14 protein-coding genes are annotated in these 16876 nt (G+C 44.8%); 1 reads left to right on the top strand and 13 read right to left on the bottom strand.

Annotated elements, in window-relative coordinates; translation table 11 throughout:
- The 13 genes from gatA to rimP all read right to left on the bottom strand — a co-directional run bounded on the left by gatA (window position 1) and on the right by rimP (window position 15522).
- The gene (gene gatA, locus AAE02nite_RS07480; RefSeq protein ID WP_146896559.1) at window positions 1-1434 is read right to left on the bottom strand and encodes an Asp-tRNA(Asn)/Glu-tRNA(Gln) amidotransferase subunit GatA; all 1434 of its coding nucleotides are present in this window, start codon (window positions 1432-1434) and stop codon (window positions 1-3) included.
- A 3-nt stretch (window positions 1435-1437) separates the two neighbouring features.
- Window positions 1438-1632, bottom strand: a complete 195-nt coding sequence (locus AAE02nite_RS07475) for a twin-arginine translocase TatA/TatE family subunit (protein ID WP_146896729.1) — start codon at window positions 1630-1632, stop codon at window positions 1438-1440.
- Window positions 1633-1641: 9 nt separating this feature from the next.
- The gene (locus AAE02nite_RS07470) at window positions 1642-1854 is read right to left on the bottom strand and encodes a Sec-independent protein translocase subunit TatA/TatB (protein WP_146896557.1); all 213 of its coding nucleotides are present in this window, start codon (window positions 1852-1854) and stop codon (window positions 1642-1644) included.
- Window positions 1855-2147: 293 nt separating this feature from the next.
- Window positions 2148-3431, bottom strand: coding sequence for a murein hydrolase activator EnvC family protein (locus tag AAE02nite_RS07465; protein ID WP_146896554.1), 1284 nt, complete (start codon window positions 3429-3431; stop codon window positions 2148-2150).
- Window positions 3432-3514: 83 nt separating this feature from the next.
- On the bottom strand, window positions 3515-4285 hold the full coding sequence (gene lolB1, locus AAE02nite_RS07460) for a lipoprotein insertase outer membrane protein LolB1 (protein ID WP_146896552.1): 771 nt from the start codon (window positions 4283-4285) through the stop codon (window positions 3515-3517).
- A complete protein-coding gene (locus AAE02nite_RS07455; RefSeq protein ID WP_146896550.1) occupies window positions 4278-6059 on the bottom strand; it encodes a tetratricopeptide repeat protein in 1782 nt (593 codons plus the stop codon). Before AAE02nite_RS07455 ends, lolB1 begins: the two co-directional genes overlap by 8 nt.
- An 11-nt stretch (window positions 6060-6070) precedes the next feature.
- Window positions 6071-7078, bottom strand: coding sequence for a sugar phosphate nucleotidyltransferase (locus tag AAE02nite_RS07450; RefSeq protein ID WP_146896548.1), 1008 nt, complete (start codon window positions 7076-7078; stop codon window positions 6071-6073).
- A gap of 256 nt (window positions 7079-7334) precedes the next feature.
- Entirely contained in the window at window positions 7335-7769 is a 435-nt protein-coding gene (dut, locus tag AAE02nite_RS07445; RefSeq protein ID WP_146896546.1) for a dUTP diphosphatase, read from the bottom strand.
- Window positions 7770-7871: 102 nt separating this feature from the next.
- Window positions 7872-9374, bottom strand: coding sequence for a lipopolysaccharide biosynthesis protein (locus tag AAE02nite_RS07440; RefSeq protein WP_146896544.1), 1503 nt, complete (start codon window positions 9372-9374; stop codon window positions 7872-7874).
- A gap of 61 nt (window positions 9375-9435) precedes the next feature.
- Window positions 9436-10218: an enoyl-CoA hydratase/isomerase family protein gene (locus AAE02nite_RS07435; protein WP_146896727.1), complete on the bottom strand. Its 783-nt coding sequence runs from the start codon at window positions 10216-10218 to the stop codon at window positions 9436-9438.
- A 302-nt stretch (window positions 10219-10520) separates the two neighbouring features.
- Entirely contained in the window at window positions 10521-13658 is a 3138-nt protein-coding gene (gene infB / locus AAE02nite_RS07430; protein WP_146896542.1) for a translation initiation factor IF-2, read from the bottom strand.
- Between the two features lie 136 nt (window positions 13659-13794).
- Entirely contained in the window at window positions 13795-15045 is a 1251-nt protein-coding gene (nusA, locus tag AAE02nite_RS07425; protein ID WP_146896540.1) for a transcription termination factor NusA, read from the bottom strand.
- Between the two features lie 6 nt (window positions 15046-15051).
- Window positions 15052-15522, bottom strand: coding sequence for a ribosome maturation factor RimP (rimP, locus tag AAE02nite_RS07420; RefSeq protein ID WP_146896538.1), 471 nt, complete (start codon window positions 15520-15522; stop codon window positions 15052-15054).
- Between the two features lie 248 nt (window positions 15523-15770).
- Between rimP and AAE02nite_RS07415 the strand changes: the two genes are divergently transcribed.
- Window positions 15771-16865: an endonuclease/exonuclease/phosphatase family protein gene (locus AAE02nite_RS07415; protein WP_503826133.1), complete on the top strand. Its 1095-nt coding sequence runs from the start codon at window positions 15771-15773 to the stop codon at window positions 16863-16865.
- Window positions 16866-16876: the final 11 nt, after the last annotated feature.

Raw genomic sequence — 16876 nt, 5'->3', positions numbered from 1 at the left:
CTAGGCCAATATTATTTTCTCGTTAACAACCTTCGAAAATGCAAATAGCTGCGCCTCCTCAAACGGGCGCGTGAGTACCTGCAAGCCAATGGGCAAGCCTTTGGCATCGTAACCAACCGGCACCGAGATGGCCGGGACACCGGCCAAAGAGGCTTGTACCGTAAAAATATCGGCCAGATAAATAGCTAATGGTTCGGCATCGTTGCCACCTAACGGAAAAGCCGTAGTGGGCGTAGTGGGCATAATCAGAAAATCGTAATTCCGCAGTAGTTCTTCGGTTTTTTCTTTAATTAAGCGGCGTACCCGTTGGGCTTTGGTGTAATAGGCATCGTAATAATCGGCACTTAAAACAAAGGTGCCTAGCATAATGCGCTTCTTTACTTCGTGGCCGAAACCTTGCGTCCTGGTTTTTTTATACATCGAAACCAGGTCGGTGGCATCCGGGCTACGGTAGCCGTACTTAACGCCGTCGTAACGCGACAGGTTAGAGCTGGCCTCGGCCGTAGTAAGAATGTAATAAGACGGTACAATAAAATCGAGGTAAGGGAAGTCCACTGCCTCTACGGTATGATCTTCGGCTTTGAGGCGGTCAATAACGCCCAGCATGGTTTCCCGGATTTCCGGATCCAATCCTTCACTTTCTAAAGTGTCGCGGATATAACCAATGCGGAATTTCTTGTCGGTTTGTAACTGCTCCGAATAAGGAACAACCGGACGGTGACTGGCCGTGCTGTCAAATTCGTCGGCGCCAGCCATTATTTCGAGTAATAAGGCGGCATCTTCGATGCTGCGGGTGAGGGTGCCTATCTGATCGAAAGAAGAGGCATAGGCAACTAAACCATAGCGCGAAATACGCGAATAGGTAGGTTTAAAACCGATAATATCGCAGAAAGCGGCCGGCTGCCGAACCGAGCCGCCGGTATCGGAGCCAATAGAAGCCAGACACAAATCGGCTTGTACGGCTACCGCCGAACCACCCGAAGAGCCACCGGGCACCCGGCTGTTATCAATTTCGTTCAGGGCCGGGCCGTAGGCAGAAGTTTCATTCGAGGCGCCCATGGCAAACTCGTCGCAATTCTGCCGCCCGATAATTATTACATCCTCGTCGAGCAGACGCTGCACTGCGGTAGCGGTGTAGAGCGATTTAAAGCCCTCCAGAATTCGGCTGGACGATTGCAGGCTGTGGTCTTTGTAAGCCAGTACATCTTTTATGCCGATAACCATACCGGCTAAACGACCGGCGGTTCCGGCGGCTATCTTCTGGTCTACTTCATCGGCCTGGTTCAGGGCTTCTTCCGCAAACACTTCCAGGTAAGCATTCAGATGTTTTTTTCTCTCAATATTTTGCAGATAATAATTTACTAAGTCGCGGCAGGTAACGGCACCTGTGGTTATATCCTGACGTACTTCTTCCAGACTATTATATCCCTTCAAAACTTATTTAGAGTTGGTATTTGGCTTGTTGATATCTTCTTTTTTTTCTTTGGTAGCGTCTTTAAACTCCCGTATGCCGCGGCCTAAATTGCGCGAAATAACCGGGATGCGGCTGGCTCCAAAGAATAATAGTAAAACCGCAATAATTAAAAGCGCTTCGCCCATACCTAGGAAGGCAAGCACGCTTGAGGTCAGCATCAAAACGGATTACCGGTTAGGTGTTTCGTCGTTCGCAGCTTTCTCGATATCGCTTTTAATTTCTTTGGTAGCGTCTTTAAACTCCCGGATACCTTTGCCCAGGCCTTTGGCTAATTCAGGAATGCGTTTCGCGCCAAACAGTAACAATATTACTACCAGGATAACTAAAACTTCGGAGGTACCTAAACCACCAATAAAAGCAAGAACATTATTCAGTTCCATAATCAATAAGGTTAAAGTTGAGTAATACAAAAATAGTTTATTTTTTAATATAAGGTAAAGAAAGTGTTTAAAGTTTAAAAAGGAGAAAAAATATTATTCTAATAATTAAAATAGTTGCTTTCCCGTATTTTTAAAATAAGTACACCTCTTCTTTTCTAAAAGTAAGCAAAAAAGCATTCCGGTTTAGAATAAAGGTCGGCTATCTTTTATTTAGGAACAAGCGGATTAAAGGTAATTAAAGGACCGGGGTGGTTGTTATAGGTTCAAATCAACGGATTAAAAATATTACCAATTTATTTCGCCATTAACCAGCTTTGGGGGTTCATTTTATTTACGTTGCGCCAGATTTCGAAGTGCAGTTCGGTGGTGCCTTCACTGTTGGTGTAAATGCTGCCGATATTTTGCCGTGCTTCTACGTTTTGGCCTTCCGTTACGCTTACCGATTTTAATTTTCCGTAAACCGTAAAATACTCGCCATGCTGGATCATGACAATATTATTCATCCCCGAAATATTGATGACCTTGGTTACTTTACCGGCAAAAATGGAGCGGGCACTCTCGCCGTCGTTCGTTTGGATCTCAATGCCATTGTTTTGAATGCTTACGTTGCGGAGAACCGGGTGCGGGTGCACGCCAAAACGCTGGGAAATAAAGCCCCGCTCAACCGGCCACGGAAACCGACCTTTGTTGCCTCCGAAAGAAGAGGAGAGGAGCGCCGTTTCAGGCGTTAAGGTTACCCGATTAGCCGAAGTACGGGTTTCGGCGGTACCGGCAGCAGCGGCCCGCTTCCGGGCCAGTTCTGCCGAGCGGGCAATCTCCGCCCTTACCATGGCATTAATCCGGTTATTTAATTGCCGCACCGCCAACTGGCGCCTTTCTACTTCTTTGCGTAATTCCTGCTCTTGCTGGCTCAGTTGGGTAATAACGGTATTTTGCTGATTTTTTAAATTATCCAGGTTTTTCGACTCCTGCAGTTGCGTATGGAGTAAACTTTGCTTTTGACGCTTAGCGCCCGATAACACATTTATTTTTTGCTGCAACGATTCCTGAATGGCATTTATCTGGCGCACCTGGTTTTTGCGGGCTTCTGAATATTGGTGCAGGTAAGTTAAACGGCGGACAAACTGGTTAAAAGATTCGGCCGCAAATAAAAACATCATTTTATTATAGCTGTTGGCTGTTTTGGCCGCGCCGTAGATCATAGCGGCGTATTCCGCTTTCATTTTGTCCAGGTCCATTTTCAGCGATGTTACAGTTGTTTCTGTTTGCCGCATATCCCGGTTAATGTATTTTAGTTCCGACGAAATATTAGTGATAAGTCCCCTGGAAACTGTTATTTTTTCCTTAATGGCGTTGAGCTGACCAATAGAAGCTTCTTTCTTCTGCTTGGTTTCCTGCAAAATGCGATTGGCTTCCTGAATCCGCTTCAGGTTCTCTACCCGTTCGCGCTCTAACTGGGCTTTGGATTTGGTGTGGGTTTTAGGCTTTGGTTTGCTTTTGCTGCTTTGCTGGGCGCTCGCAGCCAGACTGGAAATGATAAGAAATAAGAAAGGTAAAAATCTGAAAAACCTATGCATCAATATCCTGATAACCCCATTAGACTTACAAATATTATAAATCTAATGCCTAACAAAAACTTAATGGGGGAATAAATTAAAAATTACTGTCGCCGGTAGCCTTGGGGCACCGAAAATGGAAAAGCCAAAGCACCCTCGTCGAGGCTTATTCTATGATAATCAATGGCGGCAATAGCACCCTTGGTTTTATCTTTCTCGGTCTGACCCTGCTGCACCACAATAAGCGCGGCTTTGGCAAAAGTCCGGTTTTCGACGGCTGCGAACTGCGAATAATCTACCGAAATCGAATTCTGAGATTCCTGATCTTTGATGGTTATTTTCTTCAGCTTATTTAGTTCCGCATCCAAAAACTGATCGATTAACAGGTTTGCTTGTTCCTGCCGCGAGTGCTGCAGCGGTTTTTCATCAATAATTTTTACTTTGCCTTCGGCCGCCGGTAAATAATTTCCCAGTAAAATAGCCTGCAGCAAATCGTACGTTACGTCTACTTTATATTTTTGCTTGATGTAAGAGTAATCGCCGGCAAAATATTCTTTTTTAAGCCGGTTGAGCAGGTGTACCGAATCCTGGGTTAAACGGATACGCGCGGCTTCGATACCTAATGCGGGTACCACCGAAATCCAGATAATGCTGTCTTTGCGCATCCGGATATTAATATTGGTGCTTATTTTATCGCCTTCATCGTCCAGCTGCATTCTACCCCGGGCATTAAAATATTTAAAATCCAGATTCGCAGGAGCAGCCGTTTCACCCGGAGGAGGAGGAGCGGAACTAACTGGCGTAATATTTTTTTTACAGGAAGAGAAAGCTAACAGGAAACTTAATGCCCCAAAAACCAAATGGCGGCTATTCATATAATTTTTTATCCTTTATTTTTTTATCAATCAGCTCCGACCCTTTACCTAAGCTCTTTGCTTTTACCCATTGTTGCACGGCCTGCTCTTTTTCCCCGAGTTGGTACAGCACATCGCCGTAATGCTCTAATAAATCAGCATCCTTTTTAAGGGCAATGGCTTCTTCTAAATATTTGCGGGCGCCGGCATAATCTTTTAACTTATAAAGTACCCAGCCGTGCGTATCTAAATATGTGGCTTCTTTCGGGTGGGCTTTTATAAGCTTCTCCGACATACTTTTGGCTTTATTCAGGTTGGCATTCCGCAAGGACAGATAATAACTATAATTATTTAAAACATGAGCATTATTGGGGTCTATGGCCAGCACGCTCTCGTAAGCCGCATCCGATTTCGGATAGTCTTTCAGGGCCTGGTAAGCATCGCCCAGCTGAATATTAAATTGTGTTTGCAACTCGGCGTTGTCTACGGCTAGTTTTTTGCCATACTCCAGAGACTTTATACCTTTAGCCGGATTTTTCTGGAGCAAATGGCCGGTACCATTATAAAACCAAAGCATGGCCTGGTTGGGGAATAGCTCTAAGGCTTGTTCAGAATGCACAATCATGGAGTCGGTTTGCATCAACTCCGCATCAATGAATATTATTTGCTGCCAGATTTTAAAGTGAGAATTATCTAGCCGGATGGCTTTGAGGTAACTGGCCTGCGCCTCCTTTTTTTTGCGGGTAATGGCCTGCACATCGCCGGCTACCGCATAAGCTTTGGCTTCCTGCGGGTGCGCTTTTACCGTCATGCCGGCCAGTTCTAGAGCCATACTTTCCAGTTCGGGATTGGCGGGCGCCGGCGGCACCGGCAATTGCCGGATATATTCAACTAAAATTTTAACTTTGGTATCCACATCCATGGCAGGAGAACCAAAGGCCAGCTTCAAATTCTTTTCCGATTCGCCTAAATTACCTTTCTGTCGGTATAAATCGGCTAACATCAGGCGGGCCTGCGGATTAGCCGGTTCTTTCTGCAATACTTGGTTAATCAGCGTAATAGCTTCATCGGGCTTTTTGTTGTTCGCCAGCATTTCGGCTTGTACCAGCGTATAACGGGCATCCGACGGATCACTGGCAATTAAATTCTGGCCTTCGGCTAAAGCTTTGTCCAGGTTGTTCTGGCGCAGGTATATTTGTTGTTTTTTAAAGGCTATTTCTTCTAAAAAACCATATTGTTTTTCTATCTGGTCGTAGGTTTTCAGCGCATCGTCGTAGCGTTTTTGCGCCAAATACATATCGGCCAGGTTAAACAAATACTGGTTTGTATTCGGAATATCTTTGGTGAGTTTGGTTAGGGTTTTAATGGCCTCATCGTAGCGTTGCTGGTTATTGTAAAGCTGCGCCAGGAGTAAGTAATAGTAAGGGTTGGCGGCATCTAAATTAACCGCAGCCTGTGCAAAAGAAACCGCATCGTTCGGCCGCCCCATCAGCATAATGGTTTCGGCTAACTTATAATTCAGGGCGGCATTTACCGGGTTAATGGTATAAGCTTTCTGAAAACGCTCCAGGGCTTTGGGATAGTCCTCGAGCATCATAAATTTTAACCCGTCAATAAAAAAGGATTCACTGGCTTCCTGATCTCTGGGGTCTTCTTTTTTAGGGGCAAGAGCAGTGGTGGTCTGCTCTTGCCGCTGTTTTTTATCTTTTTTACCTCGTTTCTGGCCATAAAGTGGCCCGGTTACCAGTAGCGACAGGCAGATACAAGGCCAGATAAAGGATTTAATGGAAATCATTTATATAAATTTTATTCTTTAAGCGCATTATAATCACCCAAACTCAAATCGGCCTGGGTTCCTTTGTAGTTAACAAAGCTGCCCAACATTGAGTTTGTTATGTTGGCAAATTTTATAACCGTATTTTCCTGCACAATAGAATTGCTGATAACCGAATCGGATATTTGCGTGCCGTTACCTACAGAAACGTACGGGCCAACTACTGCATTGTCTAATATAGCATTTTCGCCGATAAAAACCGGCGGAATAACGACAGAATTATTTATTCTGGCTGTTTGGGATATTAAACCGTCGGAATCCTGCAGATAGGAGAGGTAACGTTGGTTGGTATAAACAGTCGCATCTTTGTTGCCGCAGTCCAGCCATTCCGATATTTTGCCCGGAATAAAGCGCGTACCTTTATTCTTCATGTTTTCCAGTGCATTGGTCAACTGGAATTCTCCTTTATCCAGAATATTATTGTCTAATAAATATTGGAGTTCTTCGCGCAGGTAAGCACCGTCTTTAAAATAATAAATTCCGATAATCGCCAGGTCCGATACGAAATGCTCCGGTTTCTCAACAAAGTCGGTAATTTCGCCGCTGTCGTTTAGTTTTACTACCCCAAAAGGCCGCGGATCTTCTACCTGCTGTACCCAAATGGTGCCATCGGCCGAGGTGTCCAGGGTAAAATCGGCTTTAAATAAGGTATCGGCAAAAGCTACTACCACATTACCTTCCAGCGATTCTTTGGCGCATAAAATAGCATGGGCCGTACCCAGTGGTTTATCCTGGTAAGAAATAGTGCCCCGGGCACCTACCGATTCGGCAATTTTTAACAAGCGGTTTTCTACCTCTTTGCCGAAATCGCCAATGATAAAAGCTACTTCTTCTATGGGTTCGGCGCAAACTTTGGCAATATCTTCTACCAGGCGCTGTACAATGGGCTTACCGGCAATGGGTACCAGCGGTTTCGGAACAGTAAGGGTGTGGGGACGCATCCGTTTGCCCATACCAGCCATCGGAACTATTATTTTCATAGTTTATTCTTGTTTGTTATAAGTTAGATATGTGATGTTCGAAATTAGTAGTTAGATATTTGATGTTCGTTTTTAGATGTTCGATTTTTGGCAAAAGAGTGTTATAAATAGTAGTACTGTTTTGAATAAGGTAATAGCTATCGCAAAAAATTGATCCTCCTTCTCCAATTAGCGTACCAGCAAATCAGTACATCTCTACATCCATACATTTTTACATCAGCAAATTAGCATATCAGCAAATTAAATAATTAGCACATTACTTTACGCCCGTACTGCCATAGCCGCCGGCACCCCTTTCGGTTTCTGTAAGCGATAAAGATTCCTGCCATTCTACGGTTTCGTGGCGGGCTACCACCATTTGGGCAATCCGCTCGCCATCTTCTACGACAAAATCCTGGTCCGATAAATTTACCAGCAGCACTTTTATTTCGCCCCGGTAGTCGGCATCGATGGTGCCGGGGCTGTTTACGATAGAAATTCCGTGTTTATAAGCCAGTCCGCTTCTTGGTCTGATTTGCGCTTCGTAACCGTTTGGCAGTTCCAGGTATAAACCAGTCGGCACCAGCGCCCGCTGTAAAGGTTTCAGAACGATGCTACTATCCAGGTTTGCCCGTAAATCCATGCCCGCTGAACTTGGGGTCTGGTAGGAGGGCAGGGCGTGTTTAGACTGATTAATTATATTTACCTTCATGTACTGAAAATTTATTACTGGAAATATAATACTCTAGTTGCAAGTAACGCTACAATAATCCTTTTTAATTTTAAAAGAAGGAATTCAGGAGCAACTGATAAATTACCTTTTCAGGCTAAACTTAGGTTTTTCGACAACCAGAACGAGTAATAAAAAGGCGGCGCACAAGACCAGATGAAACAGGTGACGCCAGACAGAATTGGCAATTGGAATATAGAGCGCAGCCAAAACCAGCAGAACCGCTACCACCAGGTAGCCGGTTATAGCGCCAACCGGGTAAGGGATTGGATAGTATTTCTGCCCTAATATATAACAGGCAACTGCCATACTAAAGTAACAGGCTAATGTAGCCCAGGCGCTGCCCATATAGCCCAGAACGGGTATTAATAAAATATTTAAAATAATAGTGATGGCCGCGCCGCCAAAACTTATGTACGTGCCTATCTGGGTTTTATCGGTTAGCTTGAACCAGATGGATAAGTTGTAATAAACACCTAAAAATAAATTGGCTAACAGTAAAATAGGCACAATGCCCAACCCCTGATAATATTCCGGGTCGCGGATAAGTAGTTTAAAATCTTCGAGATTTATGCTGACAAACAGGAAAATAAAGGTACAAATCAGAACAAACCATTTCATAACCAAAGCAAAAGTGGCCGGTGAATTTTTTTCTTTGGCTTGGGAGAAGAAAAAGGGTTCGCCAGCATACCGGAAAGCCTGAACGGCCAGCGTCATGAACATAGCTAATTTGTAGCAGCCATTGTAAACCCCTACTGCCCCTTTGGTACTTAAATTCGGGTAAAAGTTTTCCGGCAGAAACTCTAATAATAAAATCCGATCGATCAGTTCGTTTACCATGCCGGCAAAGCCCATAATCATGAGCGGGTAACCGTACCGGAGCAGCGGCTTCATGAAAGTTAAATCCAGCTTAAAACGGAAGCCCCGAAACTCCCGCCAAAGCATTGGAATTAATAATAAGTTGGCAACCAGGTTAATCAGGAAAATATAGCCTACGCCCCATTCGGGTACATAGATTTTGGATACCAGCGGTTTTAAATCCGGTAAAAATTCGCCGAAATAGATACCATGACAAAACCAGAAAAAGAAAATATTGGCGCCGATGGTTATAAAAATATTAGCCATTTTCAGGCTAGCAAATTTAATGGCTTTATTTTCCAGCCGAAGGCGCGCAAATGGGATAGCTGTAATGGCATCTACGGCCAGAATAATGGCCAGCCAACTGATGTATAACTGCTGGTCCGGAAAATCAATAACCTCAGCAATAGGGTTTATAAATATTAAAATACAAGCGGTAAAAGCCAGGCTGGTGAAAATAATAAAACTTAATACCTTATTGTAAAGCGCCTGAAAATTAACCTCCGCCCGGTTAGCAAACCGGAAAAAAGCAGTTTCCAAACCCATGGTATACAGCACATTAAAAAAGCCGACGTAAGCATACAAACTGCCAATAATGCCATATTTTTCGGGGCCGAAAACCTTTGAATGGATGGCAAAAAATAACAGGAAGTTTAATAAGCGCCCGACAATGCTGCTGATACCATAGGCCGCAGTTTGCCCTACCAGTTTTTTGGCAACACTACTCATGCGCAGAAGCTAAAATATTCAGGAACAGAAATGAGATTGGGCGTAAAAACAATTATTCGGATTAGTAACCCTGGAAATTTGGTTTTCTTTTTTCGAGGAAAGCGTGGGTGCCTTCCAGAAAGTCTTCGGAACCGCAGCAACGGCTAAATGAATTGGCTTCGGTTTGGTAACCGTGCTCTTCTTTGTCGTACCAGGCGTTTACGCAGTCTACAATTAAGCCTACTGCCAACGGTGCTTTGGATATAATTTTGCCCATTATTTCGCGGGTTTTAATCATGAGGTCGGCGAAGGTGGTAACATGGTTTACCAGTCGTAAACGCAATGCTTCCTGGGCCGAAATCATGTCGCCGGTCATCATGAGTTCCATGGCTTTGCCTTTACCTACTAACTGGGTTAAGCGCTGGGTACCGCCGTAGCCGGGTATTAAGCCTAACTTTACTTCGGGCTGGCCAAACTGGGCATTTTCGCTGGCAATCCGGATATGACAGGACATGGCCAGTTCGCAACCGCCGCCCAAGGCAAAGCCGTTTACCGCAGCTATTACCGGTTTCGGCGATTCTTCGATCATGCTAAAAATATCCTGCCCACGTTCCGAAAAGCGTCTTCCCACTACTTCGTTCAGGTTTGTTATTTCAGCTATATCTGCGCCGGCCACAAAAGCCTTATCACCCTCACCCGTAAAAATTATTCCCCGCACATCTTCATTATCAAACGCTTCCTGCATCGCTGCCCCAATTTCTTCTACCGTTTCGGTATTCAGGGCATTCAATTTAGAGACCCGGCTAATTGTAATGGTTAATATACCGCCATCCAGGTCAAGTTTCAGGTTATTAAATGTTGTCATCAAGATTCAGACTACTAGCTGTTTAATTTAGGAGGCAAATATACGGAAATAGGTTTACTAATAAGCAAAACCTGCTTATCTCTTGTATTATCTAAGTGGTGGTAATGGTAGATAGGTATAACCGGGAGCTTAGGTTATATGATGGCTAGGTAAATTGGCTTTAGCCCTAATCAATAATCCTGTGAGCCACTTGAAGCGGTAAAGTTAGCTTTCAGTAAATATTGTTTTTTGGCCACCATGCTCTAAAAAACAAAAGGCTGTTAATATTAACAGCCTTTTGTTTTTATTTAAAGTACAGCAGCTTATAAAGTCCGCTTCACTTCTTTTTCTTCGTAGGCTTCAATAATGTCGCCTATTTCCAAATCGTTAAAGTTTTTGATGCTGATACCGCACTCGTAGCCGGTTCTCACTTCCGATACATCGTCTTTAAAGCGTTTTAAAGCCAGAATATCACCGGAATGAACCACAATACCATCGCGTACTACCCGGATTCTAGAGTTACGGTTAATGGTTCCGTCGGTAACCATACAGCCGGCAATGGTACCAACTTTGGTTATCCGGAATACTTCCCGCACTTCTACGTTGGCAATTATTACTTCCTGTAAAGTTGGTGCCAGCATACCTTCCATGGCGTCTTTCACCTCGTTAATGGCGTTATAAATAATGGAGTACAGGCGGATATCTATCTGCTCCTGCTCGGCAAGCCGGCGGGCGTTGGCCGAAGGCCGTACCTGGAAACCAATTATAATCGCATCCGAGGCCGAGGCCAGCAATACATCAGATTCCGAAATCTGACCTACGCCTTTGGAAAGAATATTTACCTGCACTTCGTTCGTCGAAAGTTTGAGTAAGGAGTCGGAAAGTGCTTCTACCGAACCATCCACGTCACCTTTTACAATCACATTCAGTTCCTTAAACGAACCGATAGCCAAACGGCGGCCAATTTCGTCGAGGGTAATATGTTTCTTGGTACGCATGCTTTGCTCGCGTTGTAACTGCGAACGGCTGGAGGCAATTTCCCGGGCTTCGCGCTCGGTTTCGTATACTACAAATTTATCACCAGCCTGCGGCGCGCCATCTAAACCTAACACCTGTACCGGTGTAGACGGACCAGCCGTTTTCATTTTCTTGCCCCGGTGGTCGGTCATGGCTTTAACCCGGCCATAATGCGAACCGGCCAGCATCACATCGCCTACGTGTAAAGTGCCGGTTTGTACCATAATGGTAGCCACGTAGCCCCGGCCCTTGTCCAGAGAGGCTTCAATAACACTACCAGTTGCGCGGCGATCCGGGTTGGCTTTTAATTCAAGTAATTCTGATTCCAGTAATACTTTTTCTAAAAGATCCGGAATACCCTGACCGGTTTTGGCCGATATTTCCTGACACTGGTATTTACCACCCCATTCTTCCACCAGAATGTTAATAGCCGCTAACTGCTCTCTAATGCGGTCCGGATTTGCGGAAGGCTTATCAACTTTGTTAATGGCAATTACAATAGGTACGCTGGCAGCTTGCGCGTGATTCAATGCTTCCTTGGTTTGGGGCATTACGTCGTCGTCGGCCGCTACCACAATAATAACTACGTCGGTAATTTTGGCACCACGGGCCCGCATGGCCGTAAAAGCCTCGTGACCTGGTGTATCCAGGAAAGTAATGCGCTTGCCGGTATCGGTTAATACATCATACGCGCCAATGTGCTGGGTAATACCCCCGGCTTCACCGGCCGTTACTTTCGAGTTCCGGATAAAGTCGAGCAAAGATGTTTTACCGTGGTCAACGTGGCCCATGATGGTTACAATAGGGGCGCGTTCTACCAAATCCTCTTCGCTGTCTTCTTCTTCTATTTCAATGTCTTCGTCTTCGGCCGATAGGAATTCTACATCATAGCCAAATTCGTCGGCAATAATGGTTATGGCTTCGGCATCGAGACGCTGGTTAATAGAAACGAACATTCCTAAACCCAAGCACACTTTAATTACATCATTTACCGAAACATTCATCAGGGATGCTAAATCGTTCGCCGAAATAAATTCGGTTAACTTCAACGTTTTAGACTCTGATTGCTCCTGTGCGCGGCGTTGCTCATCGGCATCGGCAATAGCCGAGCGTTTTTCGCGCCGGTACTTCGCACGGTTAGCCTGATTACCTTTACCACCGCTGAGGCGGGCCAAAGTGGCTTTGATCTGTTCCTGAATTTGTTTATCAGTTACATCCTGTTTAGGGGCACCTGCCGATATATTTGGCCGGTTACCACCCCCACCTTTATTAAAGTTAGGACGATTGCCGGGAGCCGGTTGAGAAAAATCTTTCCGGTCACCGCGTACAACCACCGGCCGATCGTTGGTATCCGGCGCGGCATTCTGTACAATTATACGCTTCCGTTTTTTCTTATTCGCACTGTCGCGGTTGGCATTATCCCGGTTAACATTGGCGTCGCGGTTTGGTTGCTGCGGGTTATTACCCCGGTTCCGGTCGCCGCCGCCATCGTTTTTAAATCCTTTTTTACCGCCGCCGGCCGTTTTAGGACCACCTGCTGTAGGTAATTCTATTTTACCCAAAACGGTTAAACCTTTCAATTTATCGGCCTGGGCAACAATGGTTTCCACTTCTTCGTCTTCGGTTACTTCCTGTGGCGCCGGGCTTGGCTCCGGTGCTGGCACAGGTGCTGGAGCCGGTGCTTCTGCCTGTGGCAGGGGCGCTGGCATTTCTTTTACTTCCGGAGCTGCAGCTACTGGTTCCGGAGCTGGAGCCGGTGCCGGCACTGACTGAATGGTTTCAACCTGAGTAGCTACTGGGGCTTCCGGGGCTTTTTCTGCTACTGGCTCGGGCGCCGGAACTGGTATTACCGGGGCAGTAGTTTCTTGTACGGCCGGTACCGGTGCTGGTGCCGGTTCTACCGGAGCAGGTGCCTGTGCAACAACCGGTGTATCCGCAACTGGTGCCGGAGCCTGGTTAGCTACCGGAGGTTCCGCAACTGCGGCTGGCGCAGGTGCCGTTACTGGAGCAGCCGGTTTAGGAATAGGTCTGCCTTTCGCATCTAGTTCAATTTTTCCTACTACTTTAAAGCCGGGCAGTCTGGTACCAGTACCAGCATTCTCTTCTTTAACGGCACTAACTGGCTGTTGAGCCGCTACCGGCTCAGGTTTAGGAGCCGGAGCCACTGGCTCCGGTTTATGTATCTCAGGTTCCCGGTGTCTGATTGGTTCGGGTTCCGGAGCAGGATGTTTTTTACCAATATTAAGTTCAGCGGCTTCAATCTTGGCTTGCACCGAAGATTCAAATGCTTTCATCAGCATACTGAACTGCTCCGATGTAATTTTTGAAGTAGGTTTATTTTCGATATCAAAACCCTTACCTGATAGGAAGTCCACAACCGTGGACGTACTAATGTTCAGGGTTGTTGCTACCTGTTTAAGCCTCATCGTTTTTTCTTCTGACATGCTCAAAATATGCTGTTTTCTTTATTATGTTATTTATAATTACTAATGGGTTAAACAGTAGCAATTATATGGTTATTAATTTATTTTAATATTTTAACAAAGAATCTACCGGGTTAATTACAGATTCTTAATTAAATTACCCATTATCCGATTCAAATTCCTGGCGGATAATAGAAAGTACTTCGTCAACGGTTTCTTCTTCTAACTCGGTGCGGCGAACCAGATCTTCGCGGGTTACGGCCAACACGCTTTTAGCGGTATCTAAGCCTATGCGTTTTAGTTCGTCCAGTACCCAGTCTTCAATTTCATCGCTGAATTCGTCAATAGAAATATCTTCCTCGTACTCTTCCTGCTCCCGGAATACATCTATTTCCAAACCAACCAGGCGGCTGGCCAGTTTAATATTCTGTCCACCTTTACCAATGGCCAAAGATACCTGATCGGGCTTTAAGAATACCGAAACCCGACCCTCTTCTTCGTTAATCTTCATGCTGCTGATTTTAGCAGGACTCAGAGCACGCTGAATGTAGAGTTCCAAATTATCGGTGTAATTAATTACATCAATATTTTCATTTTCGAGTTCCCGTACAATGCTGTGAATCCGGGAACCTTTCATCCCCACGCAGGCACCTACCGGGTCAATGCGATCGTCGTAAGATTCTACCGCCACCTTGGCGCGCTCGCCGGGTTCCCGCACAATATTTTTGATGATGATCAGGCCATCGTAAATTTCCGGCACCTCGTTTTCGAACAAACGCTCTAAAAATACCGGCGAGGTACGGGATAGGATAATACGCGGCGTACCGTTTACAATTTCAACGCGGTGTACGACGGCTCTTACCACATCGCCTTTGCGGTAGCGATCCTTTGGGATCTGCTCCGATTTTGGCAAAATTAATTCATTATCATCCGGATCTACCAGCATCACTTCCCGGTTCCAGATCTGGTAAACTTCGCCCGAAATAATTTCTCCTACCAGGTCTTTGTATTTCTGGTACATTAAATCCTTTTCGAGGTCTTTTACCCGCTGAATTAAGGTCTGGCGAGCAGTTAAAACGGCCCGGCGACCAAAATCCTCTAATTTTATTTCTTCGGCTACTTCTTCGCCTATTTCAAAATCAGGTTCTATTTTCTGGGCTTCCGATAAGCTTATTTTATCATGATCCCAGATATCTTCGGAGTTATCGTCTACAATTTCGCGGTTCCGCCAGATTTCCAGGTCACCTTTTTCTACGTTCAGAATAATATCAAAATTTTCGTCAGTGCCCCACTTTTTGCGAATCATCGTCCGAAATACATCTTCCAGAATACGCATCATTGTCGGCCGGTCAATATTCTTGAACTTGGCAAACTCCGCGAACGATTCGATCAGAATAGAACTATCCATTTTATTTTATTTAAATGATATTACAATATTCGACTTGGCTATATCGGTAAAGTTAAGCTGCACCGGCGTGGTCGTTATTTTCTTTTTATCTTTTATTTCTTCTAATAAATTAATGCCGGTATCCGAAACTGCTTCCAGCGTACCGGTTTTTTCCGAGCCATCCTGCAAGGTTAATTTAAGCTTGCGGCCCACATGCCGTTTATACTGCCGCGGGTACAGCAAAGGCTGGTCGGCACCCGGAGAAGTTACTTCTAACGTATAGGCAATTTCCTCACCATAAGCCTCTTCTATCCGGCGGCCAACCCGGCGGCTAATGGTGGCACATTGATCAATGCTGATGCCATTATCGCCATCGGCAATAATTGTAACCTTTTGTTTAACCGCAGAATCAGACACATTAATTCCCAGGATAAATAAATCTTTATCGGGTAAGCTTTCAAGAGCAAATTTTTCTATATTTTCTTTGGTGAAAATCATTAGCTGAATAATAACGAAACAAAATAGGGGACTGTAGTCCCCCCATCTTTATTGTTTACGGCACAAATTTATAAAAAAATTATGTCATATCCAACGAGACCTGATTAATGAAACAAAAAATATGCATAAATTAAAAATTCTTTTCTTTTTTTAAAACCTACTGCCGAACCAAGCTGCAATTTTTCTTTTAACCCACGTTAGTACAGACAAAACTTAATTTGTAAGTTTGTTTTATAGCTTACCTAAACGTGCGCAATAAATTTTTCCTGGGGTTATATAGCCTGGTTCTTTTTTGGCTTTTGTTGGCAATCTTTTGTTTGTACATCTCTCCGGAAACATTCTGGCCGGCCGCCTTCATCGCGCTTTCCTTGCCCGGTGCCCTGATACTGAATATTTTATTTTTACTTATTTGGCTCCTGAATCGCTCTGTTAAAGCCATTATTCCTTTGTTGGTAATATTTTTCGGGTGGAGTTATTACGAGCGGGGTTTCGCTTTTAACCTGAGTCCGGATAATGAATTATTGGATGTAGACCCCCAATTATTGCAAGTGCTCAGTTACAACGTGCGCATCTTTAATACCTATGCGCATCTGCAAGACGAGAACCAGCAATCGTCGAAAAAAATGATTAAATGGGTAGCCAACTACCCGGCCGATATTTTCTGCCTGCAGGAATTTTACAACGACCCAACTTCACCGGTTTTTAATTCCACCAGCAAAATTGGCAAACAGCAGCGAAAGCGGTTTTATATTGCCGAAACTTTAGTCAATAATAATGGCGTGCAATTCGGACTGGCTATTTTCTCTAAGTTCCCCATCGTAGACAAAGGCATCATCCGATTTGGCGAAAAAACGAACAACCTCGCCATGTTTATTGATGTAAAGTTAAGGGCGGATACGGTACGCATTTACAACTTTCATTTTCAGTCGATGAGTATCGATGAAAAAGATATAGTGGATACTTACCAGGATGAGCAGAAACTGACCACCGGCAGCCGGAAACTACTGCGGCTGTTTAAGCGAGGCGTGGTAAAAAGAGCCGACCAGGTAAATTTGTTGCTCGAACATGCAGCGGCAAGTCCTTATCCGGTTATTTTATGCGGCGATACCAACGATTTACCTTACAGTTATACCTATCAGCGTTTAAAAACTAATTATACCAATGCTTTTCAGGCCAAAGGGTGGGGGATTGGTGCCACCTACAACGGGAAGTTACCTTTTGTGCGCATCGATAACCAATTTTGCGGTGAAGGCTGGGAGGTTTTAAATTATATCCTGCACGATTCTGTTTCTTATTCCGACCATTTTCCGATTGCGGCTACGTATAAATTATTGAACAGGTAACGGGATTAAAT

The sequence above is a fragment of the Adhaeribacter aerolatus genome, from assembly GCF_007991635.1.
Lineage (GTDB): Bacteria > Bacteroidota > Bacteroidia > Cytophagales > Hymenobacteraceae > Adhaeribacter > Adhaeribacter aerolatus.
This window is presented reverse-complemented; position numbering and strand designations above follow the sequence as displayed.

Coding starts and splice junctions, on each gene's coding strand:
- AAE02nite_RS07475 (WP_146896729.1), bottom strand. CDS start 1,632: ATGCTGACCTCAAGCGTGCTTGCCTTCCTAGGTATGGGCGAAGCGCTT.
- AAE02nite_RS07470 (WP_146896557.1), bottom strand. CDS start 1,854: ATGGAACTGAATAATGTTCTTGCTTTTATTGGTGGTTTAGGTACCTCC.
- AAE02nite_RS07465 (WP_146896554.1), bottom strand. CDS start 3,431: ATGCATAGGTTTTTCAGATTTTTACCTTTCTTATTTCTTATCATTTCC.
- lolB1 (WP_146896552.1), bottom strand. CDS start 4,285: ATGAATAGCCGCCATTTGGTTTTTGGGGCATTAAGTTTCCTGTTAGCT.
- AAE02nite_RS07455 (WP_146896550.1), bottom strand. CDS start 6,059: ATGATTTCCATTAAATCCTTTATCTGGCCTTGTATCTGCCTGTCGCTA.
- AAE02nite_RS07450 (WP_146896548.1), bottom strand. CDS start 7,078: ATGAAAATAATAGTTCCGATGGCTGGTATGGGCAAACGGATGCGTCCC.
- dut (WP_146896546.1), bottom strand. CDS start 7,769: ATGAAGGTAAATATAATTAATCAGTCTAAACACGCCCTGCCCTCCTAC.
- AAE02nite_RS07440 (WP_146896544.1), bottom strand. CDS start 9,374: ATGAGTAGTGTTGCCAAAAAACTGGTAGGGCAAACTGCGGCCTATGGT.
- AAE02nite_RS07435 (WP_146896727.1), bottom strand. CDS start 10,218: ATGACAACATTTAATAACCTGAAACTTGACCTGGATGGCGGTATATTA.
- infB (WP_146896542.1), bottom strand. CDS start 13,658: ATGTCAGAAGAAAAAACGATGAGGCTTAAACAGGTAGCAACAACCCTG.
- nusA (WP_146896540.1), bottom strand. CDS start 15,045: ATGGATAGTTCTATTCTGATCGAATCGTTCGCGGAGTTTGCCAAGTTC.
- rimP (WP_146896538.1), bottom strand. CDS start 15,522: ATGATTTTCACCAAAGAAAATATAGAAAAATTTGCTCTTGAAAGCTTA.